The sequence below is a fragment of the Flagellimonas allohymeniacidonis genome, from assembly GCF_004296335.1.
GTDB classification, from domain to species: domain Bacteria; phylum Bacteroidota; class Bacteroidia; order Flavobacteriales; family Flavobacteriaceae; genus Flagellimonas; species Flagellimonas allohymeniacidonis.
This window is the reverse complement of record NZ_SGIU01000001.1, coordinates 1,385,193-1,401,690: the sequence shown is the minus strand read 5'-3', so window position 1 is coordinate 1,401,690 and position 16,498 is coordinate 1,385,193. Positions and strand designations below refer to the sequence as shown.

Here is a 16,498-nt window from a genome sequence, read left to right as displayed (position 1 = left end):
TACCAAAAATGTAAAAAAAATGCTAATTCAGCAACTTTTCGCTAGTCTTTCTCCGAGAGCTGATTCAGGTAAAGTTCTTTGTAGTACCCTTCAATACTGTTCAATTGCTCATGTGTTCCCTCCTGCAGGATTTCCCCATCTTCAAGGATTATAATACGGTCGGCATTTTTTGCAGAAGACACTCGATGACTTACAATCAATGTAGTTTTTTCTTCAGAAACCTTTTTAAGGTTGTTCAAGATTTCCTCTTCTGTTTCAGTATCGACCGCCGATAAACAATCATCAAAAAGATAAATTTTAGGGTCCTTCAAAAGGGCTCGGGCAATGGAGACTCTCTGTTTTTGACCGCCACTTAAGGTAATCCCCCGTTCCCCCAAAATGGTATCGTACTTTTTGGTGAAACCTTCGATGTTTTCATGAACCACCGCTTTTTTGGCTACTTCAACAATTTCATCAAAGGAAGCCTTTTCATTTCCAAAGCGAATGTTATTTTGAATAGTGTCTGAAAATAAAAATGCGTCTTGTGGCACTGCACCGACGGCCTGCCTCAAGCTATTAAGGTTCAGTTCTTGGATAGGCCTACCATCAATTAAGACTTGTCCCTCGGAAACGTTATATAGCCGCGCGACCAAATCTAAAATGGTTGATTTTCCAGAACCCGTTTTTCCCAAAAAGGCTATGGTCTCACCTGCATTTATGGTAAACGAAACACTTTTTAGTGCTGTAATGTTGGTGTCCTCATAGGTGAAGGTCACATTTTTGAATTCGATATTCCCCAGAATAGGAGTTTCCGTTGCAACCTCATTCTTTATGGCGGGTTCTACCTTTAAGAACTCATTGATTCTTTTTTGGGAAGCTTCAGCCCTTTGAACAATAGAAGTTAGCCAGCCTACAATGGCCACGGGCCAAGTCAACATGTTGACATAAAGAATGAATTCGGCTATGAGTCCAAATGACGCAATTTCGCCATTCAAATACTGTTTGCCACCGAAATAAATAACGATGATATTGCTAATGCCTATCAAAAGAATCATTAAAGGAAAAAACCAGGCATTCACCTTGGCCAGGTCCATGCTGGTATTCTTTCCTTCCAAAGCAAGGGCTTCCAACTCTTGGTTTGCCCTCGGTTCAATACCGTATGCCTTGATGACAGAAACTCCAGAGAAAGATTCTTGGGTAAAGGTTGAAAGGGTGGACAAAAACTCTTGAACTTTTGTACTTCTTTGATGAATTATTTTGCTTATTTGATAAATGAGTACGGATAAAATTGGAAGCGGAACCAAGGTATAGGTAGCCAATGTAGGCGCCTTGATATACATAATGGAAATAACACAAACAAAAGTGGTTATGGTGTTCATACCGTACATAATCACCGGTCCAGCATACATTCGTACTTGGTTGATATCTTCGCTGATTCGGTTCATCAAGTCACCTATGCGGTTTTTCTTATAGAAGTTGAGATTGAGTATTTGATAGTGATCAAAGACCTCATTCTTTAGGTCATACTCGATATATCGAGAGACATTTATGATGGTTTGACGCATCAAAAATGTAAATAGTGCCGAAAGCAAGGCAGTGCCGACAATAATCAAAATGTACAGAAAAAGGGTCTGTTTTGCTTGAGAAAGTTCAATGCTTTCCCCCAAGTAACTCTCAATGACCTGTATAGAGGCATTCACATAATTGGGAACCGCCAATGAAAACAAGCGTGCGACTATCGTGATGATGATCCCAAGCAGAATTTTGAACTTGTACTTCCTGAAATATTTGTTTAGGTGTTTTAACTCCTTCATAAAAAGTAGTGCCTGAGATCTGAAATTCGACAGCGGCTGCGCAAATATAGAGGATTGCAAAAAAAAGAAATGTTATAAAACTGATAAGAAAAAATCTTTGCGTAGGTGGGATTGAAATATAAGATTACTTTTGCGCAGTAAAAGCCAATTAATGACTTTAATGTTCTTTTAAAATGCTTACCAGAAGGCATATCCGAGTAAAAGTTATGCAATGCATTTATGCATTGGTTCAGTCCAAAGATGATTCATTGGACAAACAGTTGAAGTTTCTTAAGGTAAGCATTGATAACATGTATGTCTTATACTTGCTCATGCTCAGCCTCTTGGCTGAATTGCATAAGCTGGCAGAAAAACATGTGCAGCATGCGTCAAAAAAGTATTTGGCTTCCGAGGAAGAATACCCCAACCCCGCCAAGTTTGTTGAAAACAAGGTGCTCTTGCAAATTTCTAAAAACGCCTTGTTGACCGGTGAGTTGTCCAAAAGAAAGCTCAACAATTGGTATTTGAATGAGGACTATATAAAAATCCTATACAGGGAGATTGTGAGTAGTTCGGATTATAAGGATTACATGGCGAAAGAGGGTAGCACTTACGATGAGGACAAACAATTGGTCGTTCAATTGTTCAAAAATGTGATTGCTCCCAATGACAAGATTTACGAGTATTTTGAGGATGATAAGTTGACTTGGGTCGATGATTTTCCCATTGTCAACACCTACCTGGTTAAAAGGTTGAAAAAGCTTGACAGTAAGGCCAACGACCGTTTCTTTCTTCCAAGATTGCTGAAGGATGAGCAGGACATGGAATATGCTAATCAACTCTTGACCAAAACCCTATTGAATGATGCTAAATGGGAGAAAGAGATAGAAGCAAAAACGCCCAATTGGGATAATGATCGAATCGCCGAAATAGATTCCATAATCTTAAAAATGGCAATCTGCGAACTGCTTAACTTCCCATCCATTCCAGAAAAAGTTACCCTTAACGAATATTTGGAAATTGCCAAGGAATATTCCACCCCCAAAAGCAGCATTTTTATCAACGGCGTGCTGGATAAACTTGCCAAAGAATACAAGGCAAGTGGACAATTGCAAAAAGTAGGAAGGGGATTGCAATAATTTTTTATTGATTATTTTTGAAAAAACAAATTTTAAGAATGAAAAGAGGAACAACAATTTTAGGTTTGATTTTGGCCGTTGCCTTGGTAAGCTTTTCTTGCAAGGACAAGGCCTCCAGTAAAATCGTTGCTGAAAATGTAGAAAGTGCAACGGATAGGGATGTAGCACAAAAAAACCTTCCAGTGATGAGTTTTCAAAAGTCAGAACATGATTTTGGAACGATAGCCCAGGGTACTCCACAAGAAACACGTTTTACCTTCACCAACACAGGGAATGCTCCATTGATCATTACCGACGCAAAAAGCAGCTGTGGTTGTACGGTACCTGAGTATCCAAAAAACACACCTATTGCACCCGGTGAAACAGGTGATCTTTTGGTGAAGTTCAATGGTTCTGGACAAAACCAGGTGACCAAGACCATCACCGTAACAGCAAATACTGAAAAAGGTTCCGAGATTCTTCGAATCAAAGCTTTTGTTAATCCAAAAGATGCTGCCCAGGTAGCAGGCCCAGTTAAAACGAATTAATTTTTTGAATGGAGAATTTAGGACAGTTTTTACCTCTGATATTGATTTTTGCGGTCGCTTATTTTTTTATGATCCGGCCACAGATGAAACGTCAGAAAGATGAGAAAAAATTTGCTTCGGCTTTAAAAAAGGGTGATCGCATTATCACCAAAAGTGGACTTTATGGTAAAGTTGTGGAACTCAATGACAAGGATTTTTCTTGTGTGATTGAAACCATGGCCGGAAGATTAAAGTTTGACCGGTCTGCCATTTCCATGGAAATGAGCAAAAAGTTGACCACGGAGGCCAAAAAGTAAAGCAAAACCAAATTATGTTTTGAAAAGCACTTAGGAAACTAGGTGCTTTTTTTTCTGTAAGCATCGTTCAAACCGATACCTTGCTCGATTAGGGGAACTATTTTTTGTAGTCTTTTGGCTTTTGTAGTCTCTTGTTTGGCTTCCCCAATATATTCTGAGTATTCCTTTTGTTTGTATGAAGTTAGGGAACCAAAAGCTTCCCTAAGCTGTTGGTTGTTACTTAACTCAGTTTTCAAAGGTTCTGGAATAGTGGTCGCTCCTTTTTTCTCCGGTTTGACCTCCATCCCTTTTTTTTGGTTCTCGATCGCTTCCTGCAAATAGGCCAGCATACTTTCCTCCTCAATCTGGGCATTATCAGTGAATTTCCAATGGCGCATGGCCTTGGTTTTACCTTCTTGGGCATTCTCCAACACCTTTTTGGGGTCGCTTAGAAAAACACCGTTAAAAAACCACACGCCAAAATGACCCTTAAAACGACAGATTCCAAATACATTTTTTTCATTAATGGTGTACACCGGAAAATTCCATTTGTAATGTTCTTGGGCTTCGGTTTGCAACGCCAATTTTCGTAATTGTTGGACACCTTCCTTAAAGGGACTCTCCTTTTCAAAATAGGCATTTACCTTTTCTATGGTTTTCATATCACCTGATTTGAATTGCTGTAAGTTCGCAAATTTTTACAATAACTTGCACTGCCTTTTCCATGCTTTGCAAAGGCACGTACTCATATCTCCCATGAAAGTTATGGCCTCCAGCGAAAATATTGGGACAGGGAAGCCCCATAAAACTTAGTTGAGATCCATCAGTACCGCCTCGAATAGGCTTAATTAGTGGTTCAATACCTAGGGATTCCATGGCCTCTTCGGCGATTTCAACAATATGGAAAACAGGCTCTACCTTTTCGCGCATATTTCTGTATTGTTCTTCAATCACCAACGAAACATAATCACCATATTTTGTGTTGAGCTTGTCCTCAATATCAGAAAGGAGGTTTTTTCTTGCTTCAAAATGCTCCAAATCATGATCTCTTACAATCAGCTCTATCTCGGCAGACTCTACATCACCAGTGATTTTATAAACATGAAAAAAGCCTTCAATACCCGAAGTCTTCTCAGGAATTTCATGGGGCGGGAGCAGACTGAGAAATTCATTGGCTAGACCAATGGCGTTCACCATTTTGCCCTTGGCATAACCTGGATGCACACTTTTTCCTTTGATTTTGATAGCAGCGCTGGCCGCATTGAAATTTTCATATTCCAATTCGCCTATCTGACTTCCATCCACGGTGTAGGCCCACTCTGCACCAAATTTCTCAACATCAAACTTATGGGCCCCCTTGCCTATTTCCTCATCAGGGGTAAAGGCCACCCGTATTTTACCATGTTTTATCTCAGGATGGGTCAAAAGATACTCCATGGCTGTGATAATTTCGGCAACACCAGCCTTGTCATCTGCACCCAACAAGGTAGTGCCATCCGTGGTGATCAAAGTCTGTCCCTTGTATTGTAGCAGGTCTTCAAACTCTTCTGGGGACAGAACAATATTTTTCTTTTCATTAAGCACAATGTTTCCACCATCATAATCCTTAATCACTTTGGGTTTTACATTTTTACCCGTAAAATCAGGGGTGGTGTCCATATGGGCGATAAACCCTATCGTGGGTACTTTTTTATCGGTATTGCTCGGAAGGGTGGCCATGATATAACCATTTTGGTCAATGGAAACCTCCTGCATCCCAATTTGATGCAATTCTGAAACCAATTTTTTGGCAAGCTTTAGCTGTTTTTCTGTACTCGGGGTGGTTTTGGAATAGGGATCACTTTGTGTATCCACAACAACATATTCCAGAAATCGAGGTAAAAGTTTCTCCATAAATTGCTTTTCATCAAAAATAATGTTTATTCAATCGTGATTTTGGGAAAAAAAGAGTCGAAAGATTACCTTATCAAGCTAGTAACCAATGCCAAACAACCTTGCGAAAAGTTCTACCCTTGTTTTTTTTCGTCTTTAGCATGCATATTTTCAGTCAAAAGGAGTGTCCCTTGGGGGTTGGCGGAAAAGACGATGACACCATTATTGAAGTGTTCCAACTCAACGAGGAACAAACAGAGAAAATGAGAAATTGGAGTGCTGAGCTGAAAATCAGAAACACTCTATTAAAAGATAAGGCGAAACACTTGCTCAAGCGCAATGAGGAAAGTCCTCCAGATGTTTTGATGAAGGTTTCAAAGGAATATAAAGATATCTTGGATAGCATGAAGGCGAATTCCCTAATGATCGACAAGCGACTTCTCTCCATTTTTAATGAACGGCAATATGGGTTTTATTTGGAGTTGTGCAGTGGGATTTCATTGCGACCCATCTTTGTGAATGGACCAAACAACGAAAAGTAGCCTAATTGTTAAAATCTGCATGAAGAGTTTATATTTTTGCACAAAATCCGCTTAATGTACAGACTCCTAATTCGCCCCATCCTTTTCCTACTTGATGCCGAAACCGCCCATCATTTTTCCTTTAAGATGATTCGGCTTCTTTCGACCTTGGGGTTAGGTATAATCTTTAGGAAGAAATTTGCCTTGCAAGACCCTAAGCTTGAAAGAAAAGTTTTTGGTCTTTCCTTTAAAAACCCTGTAGGCCTTGCCGCTGGTTTTGATAAGGACGCTATCCTGTACAACGAACTGTCCGACTTTGGTTTTGGGTTTGTGGAAATCGGAACCCTGACACCCAAACCACAAAAGGGGAATCCCAAGAAAAGACTATTTCGGCTCATTGAAGATCAAGCCATCATCAATCGAATGGGATTCAATAACAAAGGCGTATTTGAAGCTGTAGAGCATTTAAAGAAAAAGCACAGGGTGTTGATTGGCGGAAACATTGGGAAGAACAAGCTTACTCCGAATGAAGATGCCGTAAAGGATTATCTCATATGCTTCGAAGCCCTTTTTGAGCACGTGGATTACTTTGTGGTCAATGTGAGCTCTCCGAATACACCAGGACTTCGGGAGCTTCAAGATAAAAAACCTCTCACCAAGTTGCTGAAGAGGTTAAAAAAGGAGAATTCAAAACTGGCAGAAAAACTGGAAATCCTTGAGAAGCCCATTTTATTGAAAATTGCTCCCGACCTCACCGATGTAGAACTCCTGGATATTATTGACATCGTAAATAACACCAAAATTGATGGAGTTATCGCGACCAACACAACGGTGGTAAGGGAGGACTTAAAATCACCTTTGTATCTCACAGAAGAAAAAGGAGGCTTAAGTGGAAAACCACTGAGTCAAAGAAGTACGGACGTCATTCGATTTTTGGCTGAGAAAAGTAACAAGGCCTTTCCTATAATCGGGGTTGGTGGAATCCACTCAGCAGAAGATGCTTTGGAAAAGTTGGACGCAGGTGCTGACCTTCTTCAACTTTATACAGGTTTTGTTTATGAGGGACCTTCGCTCATTAAGCAAATCAACCAGGCCATTTTGGAGCGAACCGAAGTACCGAAGGCGCATGCTTAGTTTGGACTTTCTTGTAGTCAATCATGTCATATTAATTGCATTCACGGTTACGTCTGCCTTGTTGGCACTATCACCGGGACCTGATAACATTTTTGTGCTCACCCAAAGTTTGGCCCATGGTGTGCGATCGGGGATTGCCGTGGTGCTAGGTTTGGTTAGTGGATGTATTATTCATACCACCCTCTTGGCCTTTGGTGTTTCCGAAGTCATAAAACGTAATGACAACCTCTTTATGGCCATTAAGATAGCGGGAGCTCTTTATCTCGTTTATTTGGCCTACAAGGTGTATGTCAGTGATGCTAAAATCAATGTATCTTCCTCAGAAAATGCAAAACGTAAGGGCAAAACCAAGTTGTTTTGGACGGGTTTTACCATGAACGTGCTCAACCCAAAAGTCACAATTTTCTTTTTGGCGTTTTTCCCTGGTTTTTTGTTCAGTGATTCGCTCAATACCGTGGTTCAGTTTTACGTATTGGGGCTTCTTTTTATGTTGGTGACCCTATTTGTTTTTGGAAGCATAGCCGTTCTTTCCGGTAGCATTTCCAGATTCACAATGCAACATCCGAAAACGGGTGATTTTTTCAAATGGATGCAGATTGTTGTCTTTTTAGGTATAGCTGTTTACTTATTTATATCGGATAAATAGTGCTATTTTTACATCTAGCCCATGTCCAAAGTCAAGCTCATAGAATGTCCTCGAGATGCGATGCAAGGCATCAAGACGTTTATACCTACCCAAGAGAAGGTGAGGTACATTCAAGCGCTATTGGGATGTGGTTTTGACACTATTGACTTTGGAAGCTTTGTTTCACCAAAGGCAATTCCGCAAATGGTTGATACCGCTGAGGTATTAGGTCAATTGGACCTTTCCCGAACCCAAAGCAAGTTGTTGGCCATTGTGGCCAATATACGCGGGGCCCAAGATGCTTGCCAGCATGAGGAAATCGATTATTTGGGATATCCCTTTTCCATTTCCGAGAATTTTCAAATGAGGAATACCCATAAGACCATTGCCCAGTCTGTTGAAACCTTAAATGGTATTTTAGAAATTGCCAATGCGGTGGACAAAAAAGTGGTCACCTACATCTCGATGGGCTTTGGAAATCCGTATGGAGATCCTTGGAATGTGGATATCGTGGGGGAGTGGACAGAAAAACTGGCCGATATGGGTGTTGGTATTTTATCCCTATCGGACACCATTGGTAGCTCCACCCCAGAAGTAATTGACTACCTCTTCTCCAACTTGATTCCAAAATACCCTGATGTTGAGTTTGGGGCACATTTGCATACCACCCCGACCAAATGGCATGAAAAGGTAGATGCGGCCTATAAGGCCGGCTGTAGGAGGTTTGATGGGGCCGTTCAGGGCTTCGGAGGCTGTCCTATGGCCAAAGATGAGCTCACAGGCAACATGCCCACTGAGAAAATGTTGTCTTATTTTACGGAGCAAAAAGCTGATACGGAAGTCAATTGGATGGTTTTTGAAGCGGCCTACAACAAGGCAACAGAATTGTTTTCGGTATACCACTAAAAAAAGGCATTCGAATTAACTCAAATGCCCTTTTAACTAAACTTAATTTATTGCAATACTAATAGCGCAATTCCAATCCCGCATATACTCCGAAGGGATGGCCAGGACGTAATCCTGCAGGTACTCTCGCAACTGCGTAGGTTTCGTCAAATAGGTTAAGCACATTGGCTGTAAAAGCAATATGGTCACTGAATCGATATCTACCTCCTAGGTCGAATACAAAATTGGAAGCAACTCGCTCATTTATCGGAATGGAACCACTTCCGGCTTCGGTTCTAAATTGACCATTGAACCTTCCACTCAAATTGATGTCGAACTTTTCATGCTCCAGGGATAGAGTTCCATTAAACTGATGTCTTGAAATATAAGGCAATTCATCTCCGGCTGTTACTTCACCCCATAGGTCATCCTCACTTCCAAAACTGTTCAGAAATTCGGTATCGGTGAACGTATAGGCGAAGGTAAAGGGCATCAAAAACTTATCGCCGTTTTGAATGAAGTTGTAATTCAGAAGAAGTTCGAGACCCTGCACCCTAACTTCACCGGCATTGAATTGATCTAGCGAACCGGTGCCTCCGGTAGCAGCTAGGTCACTTCCCAACAAATTGCTGTAGTCGTTGTAAAAACCTACCACTTCTCCAGTGATTCCAGCGTACGAAAAACGACTTCCGAGCTCGTAGTTAACACTTTCTTCCGGACTTTCCCCAGGTTGATTGCTTGGTGGAGAAAAGCCCTTATGGACCCCACCAAACACTGAGATATTATCAAAATTGTAATTGAAGCCCATCCCGGGAATAAAGACATCTACATTGTTTTCGCGTTCTGAAAGGTTTATTCCAGTCCGATTTACATCAGCATTACCAAAATTCTCCCGGTTCAAACTGATGTTCTCATATCGAATACCAGGGGTAAGGGTCAAATTTTTGTATTTTAGTTTGTAGAGCGCGTAGCTCGAAAATGCTCTCGCATCGCTGATTCTATTGGCATTTGTTCCCGGTATTCCCGCATTGACCAGTTGCATAACACCATCAACCATGGCGTAGTCATCAATCCATTGAAAACGGTCCTCCTCATCATAATGGTATCTCAAGCCAATTTCCAAATCATGAAAGGTGTTTTCCCCTGTCCAATGATAATCAAGTTTGGTTTGAATTCCTGTGGAAAGGTAATTTCTGTTATTGGCACGCGCATTCAAAGAATCTCCATCACCACTATTAACAGATCCTGTAACAAGGTCAATATAAGAGGAAAAGGTGTCGGGGTTATTGAAAATAGTACCAATCCCTTCCCTTTCTCCATTAATGGTCACAAAATCAACCTTGAACCAATTACGGCTAAAGTCATTGTAATAACCCACGGTGGTAATTCTAAAGTAATCGCTGAATTTTAAGGTATGGGTACCCATGAATTGAAGGTGCTCGTTGGTCATTTCATCCACTTGGGAGCCAGCGTACCTTCTAAATGGAGTAGCGTCAAAATCACTTTGCGTAAGGCCTAGATAGGTTTCGTTGGAATCTTCATCGGAGTATTGGAATTTGACTTCAAACTCCTGGCCTAATTTGGCATCTGGATTTGTATTAACTCGGAATTTGGCCACTAGGTCGTTTTTGTCAAAACCAGTATTTGCTGCATTGTCCAAATCTTTGAACCCATTTGAATTGTAATTCAAGTATTCAACGGAATAGCCAAAGTTTTTTCGGCTATCACCTAATTGAGCATGAATTCTACCGCTTTGAAAACTTCCATAGCTACTGTTCACAAATATCCCAAATTGTTCGGGTACCTCCGTTGAAATCATATTGATGGCTCCTCCGGTAGTATAGGGCCCATATTGCACCTGGCTGCTACCTTTCAGGATTTCCACCGCTTGCATTCTTGCTATGGTTGGAAAGTAATAGGCCGCAGGAGCACTGTAGGGAGCGGGAGCGATTAATACTCCATCCTCCATTAAGGTAATTTTGGAACTACGCTCTGGGGAAGTCCCCCGCAAACTTATGTTTGGACGAAGTCCAAAACCATCTTCTTCATAGACATTTACACCAGGAACGCTTCGGAGGGTTCTGTTTACGTCGGTGTAATTGAATTTTTTTATCTCCTCGCCGGACAGATAATATGCCGAGCCTGTTCGGTTTTTGGCTTCAAACTTGCTTCCAAGGATCACTTTGGCGGACAGAACCACCTCGTCAAGTTTTATGAGTGAGGAATCAATAGGGTTAGAAATTTGTTGTGCTTGTACGGTTAGGATGCAAAACAAAAAAAGAAGGGATAAAATCCTGTTCATTTTAATTAGACTTATTTTAAATAAATGTTAAAAACGAAGCAAAAGTAGGATATTGTTCTCGTTACACAAAGCTTATTTAGAACAAATAAAAATTATTTTGCGTTAAAGTTTTCTTCAGTTTAACTAACGATTTCTTTACTTGTGAGTTACAATGGAAGAGGTGTTGATGAGTTGCGGTTTAGAAAAAGAAAATTGCGGATCCCTAAATTACCACTATCAAACCTATTAACACCAGAGAACAGTTGGAAGGCAGGTTCTTTATGCTGTTATTTAAATTCCGGATACATGTTTAGAGATAAAAAGGAAGAATTTCCTGAGAAAGATAAGAGGCTACAATTGCCTTAGGCCCTATACCGGTATGTCAAAATATTTCCTGTTTGCCCAAGAAGCAACTTTTGATATAAAATATGGTATATTTGCACGCAATTAATCCATAATTGCGATGGAAGCCCACCTTTCAAAAATTGTTGGAGAAGGACTTACTTACGATGATGTCCTTCTTGTCCCCGGTTATTCTGAAGTACTCCCAAGAGAAGTCAACATTCAGACCAAGTTCACACGAAACATCACCATCAATGTGCCCATAGTATCGGCGGCCATGGATACCGTTACCGAATCGCAAATGGCCATTGCCATGGCCCGTGAGGGAGGTATTGGCGTGCTTCACAAAAACATGACCATAGAACAGCAGGCCAACAAGGTACGCAGGGTAAAGCGTGCAGAAAGTGGCATGATCATGGACCCGGTGACCCTTCCCCTGAATTCCGTTGTTAGCGATGCCAAGGACAGTATGCGGGAACACAGCATTGGTGGTATCCCTATTGTTGATGATGAAAGAAAGTTAATAGGTATCGTGACCAATCGCGATCTACGTTTTGAAAAGAATAACCAACGCCCCATTTCTGAGGTGATGACCTCAGAAAACTTAGTTACCGTTGGAGAAGGAACCTCTTTGCAGCAGGCGGAGGTAATTCTTCAAGAAAACAAAATTGAGAAGCTCCCTGTAATTAATAAGGACAAAGAACTTGTTGGCTTGATTACCTTTCGCGATATCACCAAACTGACCCAAAAGCCCATCGCCAATAAAGACCAATATGGACGACTTCGTGTTGCGGCGGCCATTGGGGTTACACCCGATGCGGTTGATAGGGCAGAAGCTTTGGTCAATGCCGGGGTGGATGCCATTGTGATAGACACGGCACATGGTCACACCAAAGGTGTGGTAGGAATTCTAAAGGATGTAAAGAACGCCTTCCCTGATTTGGAAGTTATAGTAGGCAACATTGCTACCGGTGAGGCAGCCAAGTATTTGGTGGAAGCCGGAGCAGATGCGGTCAAGGTCGGCATTGGTCCTGGCTCTATATGTACTACACGTGTTGTGGCCGGAGTTGGATTCCCGCAATTTTCAGCCGTTTTAGAGGTGGCTTCGGCGATTAAGGGCAGTGGCGTACCTGTAATTGCAGATGGAGGTATTCGTTATACAGGCGACATTCCCAAAGCGATTGCCGCTGGGGCAGATACTGTAATGTTGGGTTCCTTGTTGGCAGGCACCAAGGAATCCCCAGGAGAAACCATCATTTATGAAGGTAGAAAGTTTAAATCGTATCGTGGTATGGGCTCCGTTGAGGCCATGAAAGAAGGAAGTAAGGATCGCTACTTTCAAGATGTTGAGGATGATATTAAAAAGTTGGTCCCTGAAGGAATCGTGGGAAGAGTCCCCTATAAGGGAGATTTGTTTGAAAGTGTGCACCAATTTATTGGTGGCCTTCGCGCTGGAATGGGGTATTGTGGTGCCAAGGACATTGAAACGCTCAAGGAAACCGGACGATTTGTAAAAATCACGGCAAGCGGTATCCATGAAAGTCATCCCCATGACGTTACCATTACGAAAGAAAGTCCGAATTACAGTCGATAGGTAGTTTTTTGCCTAGATTTTTTGGAGATATTCCCTTCATTTCTCTATATTGGTTATAACAATCTTACAAACTAAACTATAGCCAAATGAAGAGAATTCTACTCTGTTGTTCTGCCTTATTTTTTGCGTTTCTTTCCTGTGATAGTAGTTCAGAAGACCCTACAGACGAAGGTCCTGTGCAGACCACTGATGATGATATAAGCCAACCCGATGGGACCGCACCCACAATTACCATATCAAGTGTCCCTGATGTTATTGAGGTTATCACCGAATTTAATCTTCAGATTACAGACGAATCGGATCAGGTTACAACGACCTTTAGTTTGGACGGTGTAGAAATATTCCAAAGCAATCAAAAGAACTTCACCTTTGAACTGGATCCGTTCGATTTTGATTCAGGAGCAAAAACCCTTGAAGTGAAATCCATAGATGATGGTGGTAACGAAGGAAGTGCCACAGTGACTTTTGAATTGAGAAAACTACTGGTATCCTATCCTGATCCTTTTCGCAGATTTGATCAAAGCACTACAGAAGCATATCTGGCCATCAACAACCTGGAAGGTGAATTGGTCATGTTTCAGAAAATTGAAAGTGAGGAAGATGGGATTTTGTATGCCCCGGATGGATTTGAGAGACAAAACTTTGTTTTGACTCGATATTTGGTAAGGGACTCACCCGGCGATTTTCTTATTTTGGATTCTTTTGGCGGAATTGAGCCAGGAACATTTCTCCTTTCTGAAGAGGAAGTAGAGGCCAAGTTCAATTCTGTTTTGACAAAAGACCAATCCGTGGATATTGTGGTGAACTCTGATCGAACAGCAGAGTTGAACTCCTATCACGCTTCACTTGTGAATATGGGACCACCCGGATCTGACAATTACACCTTAAATTATGCTTCTGGGGCTGCTTCAAATTTTCTGATGAGACTTGAACCTTCTTCAAGTCCTCCCATTAACGATTATTCCTATCTATTCATTGACGATTTAACCAAACAGAATTATAACGATTCTGACTTTATTAGACCGGAAACCTTGCAGACCTTATCCATCCCAGAGGGAAAATCATTTAGCTTTAGCTTAAATGGATATGCAAACCAAATGGATTATCAGCAGAATCGATTTCAAAGAATTTACGAAGAATCAGGCGGGTTAGCAGGAACAGATGCGGAAGTACCAGTAGTTTCCCAATCAATAGAGGTGCCGGTCATACTTGATTTTGATGTTTTTAAGAAAAGCACGGTAGTGAATAGGCCTGGAGGTATAACCTGGTTTATAGATCAAAAGGGTTTGAATCCTTTTTCCATTCCGAATCTTGATATTTCAAGAACAGGAGGGACCTTAGTTATTACTGGTGAGTTCAATTTTATCAGACATAACTTATTTATACCTGCCAATGCAACAGGGAATGGCTCAAGTAGTTTTTTTTGGACGTTTACGGATACTTCGGATGACACTAAAGAGATTCCTTTTGTAAGCACTTTTGAATTTCCTGAGCCCATACAAAATGTAGTTACCCTCAAATCAATAGAGGTAAATCCTGAAAATACAGACCCTTCAACATATACAACCACGGTATATGCTTATGAGAATGAAATCAATTATACTGACCTTGTATTGACCTCTGTCTTTCTCAATAATGAGGCAGGAGATAGTTTTCGGATCCAGCTGATTTTGGAACAGTAAAGAATAGAATAACCTTGTCTTAGTATCTGTTATAAGAATACTGGTTAACTATTTCCTTCCAGAATAGGTCTGTGAATGATGGTCCTTGTAGATGTTGTCTTTGCTGGTTGAAGTGGACAAAAGGAATTTGACTGTTTTTATCTGAATTTTTTGGAGATATTCCCTTCATTGCTCTATATTGGCGTAACAATCTTACAAACTAAACTATAACCTAATGAAGAGAATTCTACTCTATTGTTCTGCCTTATTTTTTGCTTTTCTTTCTTGTGATAGTAGTTCAGAAGACCCGACTGACGAAGGTCCTGTGCAGACCACTGATGACGATATAAGCCAACCCGACGAGACCGCTCCGACGATTTCCATATCAAGTGTACCTGATGTAATAGAGGTCCTCACTGAATTTAATCTTCAGATTACGGACGAATCGGACCAGGTTACAACGACCTTTAGTTTGGATGGTACGGAAATATTCCAAAGCACCCAAAAGAACTTCACCTTTGAACTGGATCCTTATGATTTTGACTCCGGAGCAAAAACCCTTGAAGTGAAATCCACGGATGATAGTGGTAACGAAGGAAGCACTACAGTGAGTTTTGAATTGAGAAAGCTACTGGTTGTATATCCGGATCCCCTACGTGAATCTGCGTCTATTCGAGAAAATACAGAAGTGTATTTTGCAATAAACAATTTGGAAGGTGGGTTGGTTGATTTTAAAAAGATTGAGGATGACGAAGATGTCATTTTCTTTGCTCCTGATGGATTTGATCGGCAAGATGTGATTATAACAAGATTTATGCTGACAAATTTTACGAATCCCTCGGATCGTATAGTAGACGTTAATTCTTATAGTGGAATTAAACCAGGAACCCATCTGTTAACCGAAGAGGAAGAACGAGAGATGTTTAATCAACCTGTGGAACGTGATCAGAGTGCAAATCTGATTATTGATACAGATAGGATTGCAAGAGTGAATTCGTATCATGGATTTTTGTCCGGGGGAATTTTTCCAAATACTTCAAACTATACTTTAAGTTTCGCTTCTGGATTGGACACTCCATTTTTTGTGAAGCTTGATTCTCCTTTGGGAATATCGAGCCTTATTGATTATGCATATCTATTCATTGATGGTTTTACCAAGACAGATTTTACAATCGACGACTTTGGCCCTCCTGCCGAACTTGCCTCATTGGCAATCCCAGAAGGTGATAGTTTTAACCTACTGCTGTTGGGCTATTTTGACGAATCTGATTATGAATCACACAAGTTTCACATAATCCATTTTGTCTCGGGAGGCACTCCGGGAACTTCAATCGAAATACCATTATTGTCAGAGTTGAATGTTTATGCAAAACAACTGACACTGATAAGGCCTGGAGGAAAAACAATATTTACTAAGCAAAAAGGTGCTGATGTTCCGTTCTCAATACCTAATATCGATATCACAAAATCTGGAGAAACACTTAATATTCAAGGTGAATATGACTATATAGATCACTATCTACAAACGTTCACTGCAGCTTCTGACGTCACTTTTGCCTGGTCGTTTATTGAACGCCCGATTCCATCAATGACAATTCCTTTTTTAAATAACTTTGAATTTCCCGAAGCAGTTCAATCAGTGCTGAATGCAAATTCAGTAGACATAAATCCACTCACTGTTGATCCAGTATTTTATAGAAGTAGCGTTCATAGTTTTGAACCTTCAATTGATTACGAAAATGTGATACTTACATCAAGTTTTGCCAACAACCAAGCAAATAACCCTGTGGATGCTTTTGTTCTTCGGTTAGATTTAAAGCAATAAATATATAGCGGGAAATAACTAAGTTAAATATGGTCAATGAATGAG

At 40.8% G+C, this 16,498-nt stretch carries 14 protein-coding genes; 10 read left to right on the top strand and 4 right to left on the bottom strand.

The window, feature by feature from the left end:
• Positions 1–41: 41 nt before the first annotated feature.
• Positions 42–1,793 (bottom strand): ABC transporter ATP-binding protein, encoded by a 1,752-nt coding sequence (locus EW142_RS06375; protein WP_130611278.1) that lies wholly within the window; start codon positions 1,791–1,793, stop codon positions 42–44.
• Positions 1,794–1,966: 173 nt separating this feature from the next.
• Between EW142_RS06375 and nusB the strand changes: the two genes are divergently transcribed.
• The 3 genes from nusB to yajC are packed head-to-tail and all read left to right on the top strand — an operon-like array spanning position 1,967 to position 3,734.
• Positions 1,967–2,911, top strand: a complete 945-nt coding sequence (nusB, locus tag EW142_RS06370; protein WP_130611275.1) for a transcription antitermination factor NusB — start codon at positions 1,967–1,969, stop codon at positions 2,909–2,911.
• Between the two features lie 38 nt (positions 2,912–2,949).
• Positions 2,950–3,438 carry a DUF1573 domain-containing protein gene (locus EW142_RS06365; protein ID WP_130611272.1) on the top strand — a complete coding sequence of 163 codons (489 nt, stop codon included), beginning with the start codon at positions 2,950–2,952 and terminating at the stop codon, positions 3,436–3,438.
• An 8-nt stretch (positions 3,439–3,446) separates the two neighbouring features.
• Positions 3,447–3,734, top strand: coding sequence for a preprotein translocase subunit YajC (gene yajC / locus EW142_RS06360; protein WP_130611269.1), 288 nt, complete (start codon positions 3,447–3,449; stop codon positions 3,732–3,734).
• 38 nt (positions 3,735–3,772) lie between these two features.
• On the opposite strand, the gene EW142_RS06355 is transcribed toward yajC, so the two are convergent.
• Positions 3,773–4,375 (bottom strand): YdeI/OmpD-associated family protein, encoded by a 603-nt coding sequence (locus tag EW142_RS06355; protein ID WP_130611266.1) that lies wholly within the window; start codon positions 4,373–4,375, stop codon positions 3,773–3,775.
• 1 nt (position 4,376) lies between these two features.
• The gene (gene pepT / locus EW142_RS06350; RefSeq protein WP_130611263.1) at positions 4,377–5,606 is read right to left on the bottom strand and encodes a peptidase T; all 1,230 of its coding nucleotides are present in this window, start codon (positions 5,604–5,606) and stop codon (positions 4,377–4,379) included.
• Between the two features lie 101 nt (positions 5,607–5,707).
• On the opposite strand from pepT, the gene EW142_RS06345 reads away from it, so the two are divergent.
• From EW142_RS06345 to EW142_RS06330, 4 genes are read left to right on the top strand one after another with little or no spacing between them, the layout of a single operon-like run.
• Positions 5,708–6,127, top strand: coding sequence for a hypothetical protein (locus tag EW142_RS06345; RefSeq protein ID WP_130611260.1), 420 nt, complete (start codon positions 5,708–5,710; stop codon positions 6,125–6,127).
• 54 nt (positions 6,128–6,181) lie between these two features.
• Entirely contained in the window at positions 6,182–7,240 is a 1,059-nt protein-coding gene (locus EW142_RS06340) for a quinone-dependent dihydroorotate dehydrogenase (protein WP_130611258.1), read from the top strand.
• The gene (locus EW142_RS06335) at positions 7,233–7,886 is read left to right on the top strand and encodes a LysE family translocator (RefSeq protein ID WP_130611255.1); all 654 of its coding nucleotides are present in this window, start codon (positions 7,233–7,235) and stop codon (positions 7,884–7,886) included. The genes EW142_RS06340 and EW142_RS06335 overlap by 8 nt, the downstream gene beginning before the upstream one ends.
• A 21-nt stretch (positions 7,887–7,907) precedes the next feature.
• Positions 7,908–8,771 (top strand): hydroxymethylglutaryl-CoA lyase, encoded by an 864-nt coding sequence (locus EW142_RS06330; protein WP_130611252.1) that lies wholly within the window; start codon positions 7,908–7,910, stop codon positions 8,769–8,771.
• Positions 8,772–8,829: 58 nt separating this feature from the next.
• On the opposite strand, the gene EW142_RS06325 is transcribed toward EW142_RS06330, so the two are convergent.
• A complete protein-coding gene (locus EW142_RS06325) occupies positions 8,830–11,052 on the bottom strand; it encodes a TonB-dependent receptor family protein (RefSeq protein ID WP_130611249.1) in 2,223 nt (740 codons plus the stop codon).
• Between the two features lie 442 nt (positions 11,053–11,494).
• On the opposite strand from EW142_RS06325, the gene guaB reads away from it, so the two are divergent.
• From guaB to EW142_RS06310, 3 genes are all read left to right on the top strand, one after another.
• A complete protein-coding gene (guaB, locus tag EW142_RS06320; RefSeq protein WP_130611246.1) occupies positions 11,495–12,967 on the top strand; it encodes an IMP dehydrogenase in 1,473 nt (490 codons plus the stop codon).
• A gap of 86 nt (positions 12,968–13,053) precedes the next feature.
• Positions 13,054–14,649: a hypothetical protein gene (locus EW142_RS06315; RefSeq protein WP_130611243.1), complete on the top strand. Its 1,596-nt coding sequence runs from the start codon at positions 13,054–13,056 to the stop codon at positions 14,647–14,649.
• A gap of 214 nt (positions 14,650–14,863) precedes the next feature.
• Entirely contained in the window at positions 14,864–16,453 is a 1,590-nt protein-coding gene (locus tag EW142_RS06310) for a hypothetical protein (RefSeq protein ID WP_130611240.1), read from the top strand.
• Positions 16,454–16,498 lie beyond the last annotated feature (45 nt).

What these genes read in the sequence shown, in the direction of transcription:
- EW142_RS06375 (WP_130611278.1), bottom strand. Translation starts at nt 1,793, where the DNA reads ATGAAGGAGTTAAAACACCTAAACAAATATTTCAGGAAGTACAAGTTC.
- nusB (WP_130611275.1), top strand. Translation starts at nt 1,967, where the DNA reads ATGCTTACCAGAAGGCATATCCGAGTAAAAGTTATGCAATGCATTTAT.
- EW142_RS06365 (WP_130611272.1), top strand. Translation starts at nt 2,950, where the DNA reads ATGAAAAGAGGAACAACAATTTTAGGTTTGATTTTGGCCGTTGCCTTG.
- yajC (WP_130611269.1), top strand. Translation starts at nt 3,447, where the DNA reads ATGGAGAATTTAGGACAGTTTTTACCTCTGATATTGATTTTTGCGGTC.
- EW142_RS06355 (WP_130611266.1), bottom strand. Translation starts at nt 4,375, where the DNA reads ATGAAAACCATAGAAAAGGTAAATGCCTATTTTGAAAAGGAGAGTCCC.
- pepT (WP_130611263.1), bottom strand. Translation starts at nt 5,606, where the DNA reads ATGGAGAAACTTTTACCTCGATTTCTGGAATATGTTGTTGTGGATACA.
- EW142_RS06340 (WP_130611258.1), top strand. Translation starts at nt 6,182, where the DNA reads ATGTACAGACTCCTAATTCGCCCCATCCTTTTCCTACTTGATGCCGAA.
- EW142_RS06335 (WP_130611255.1), top strand. Translation starts at nt 7,233, where the DNA reads ATGCTTAGTTTGGACTTTCTTGTAGTCAATCATGTCATATTAATTGCA.
- EW142_RS06330 (WP_130611252.1), top strand. Translation starts at nt 7,908, where the DNA reads ATGTCCAAAGTCAAGCTCATAGAATGTCCTCGAGATGCGATGCAAGGC.
- EW142_RS06325 (WP_130611249.1), bottom strand. Translation starts at nt 11,052, where the DNA reads ATGAACAGGATTTTATCCCTTCTTTTTTTGTTTTGCATCCTAACCGTA.
- guaB (WP_130611246.1), top strand. Translation starts at nt 11,495, where the DNA reads ATGGAAGCCCACCTTTCAAAAATTGTTGGAGAAGGACTTACTTACGAT.
- EW142_RS06315 (WP_130611243.1), top strand. Translation starts at nt 13,054, where the DNA reads ATGAAGAGAATTCTACTCTGTTGTTCTGCCTTATTTTTTGCGTTTCTT.
- EW142_RS06310 (WP_130611240.1), top strand. Translation starts at nt 14,864, where the DNA reads ATGAAGAGAATTCTACTCTATTGTTCTGCCTTATTTTTTGCTTTTCTT.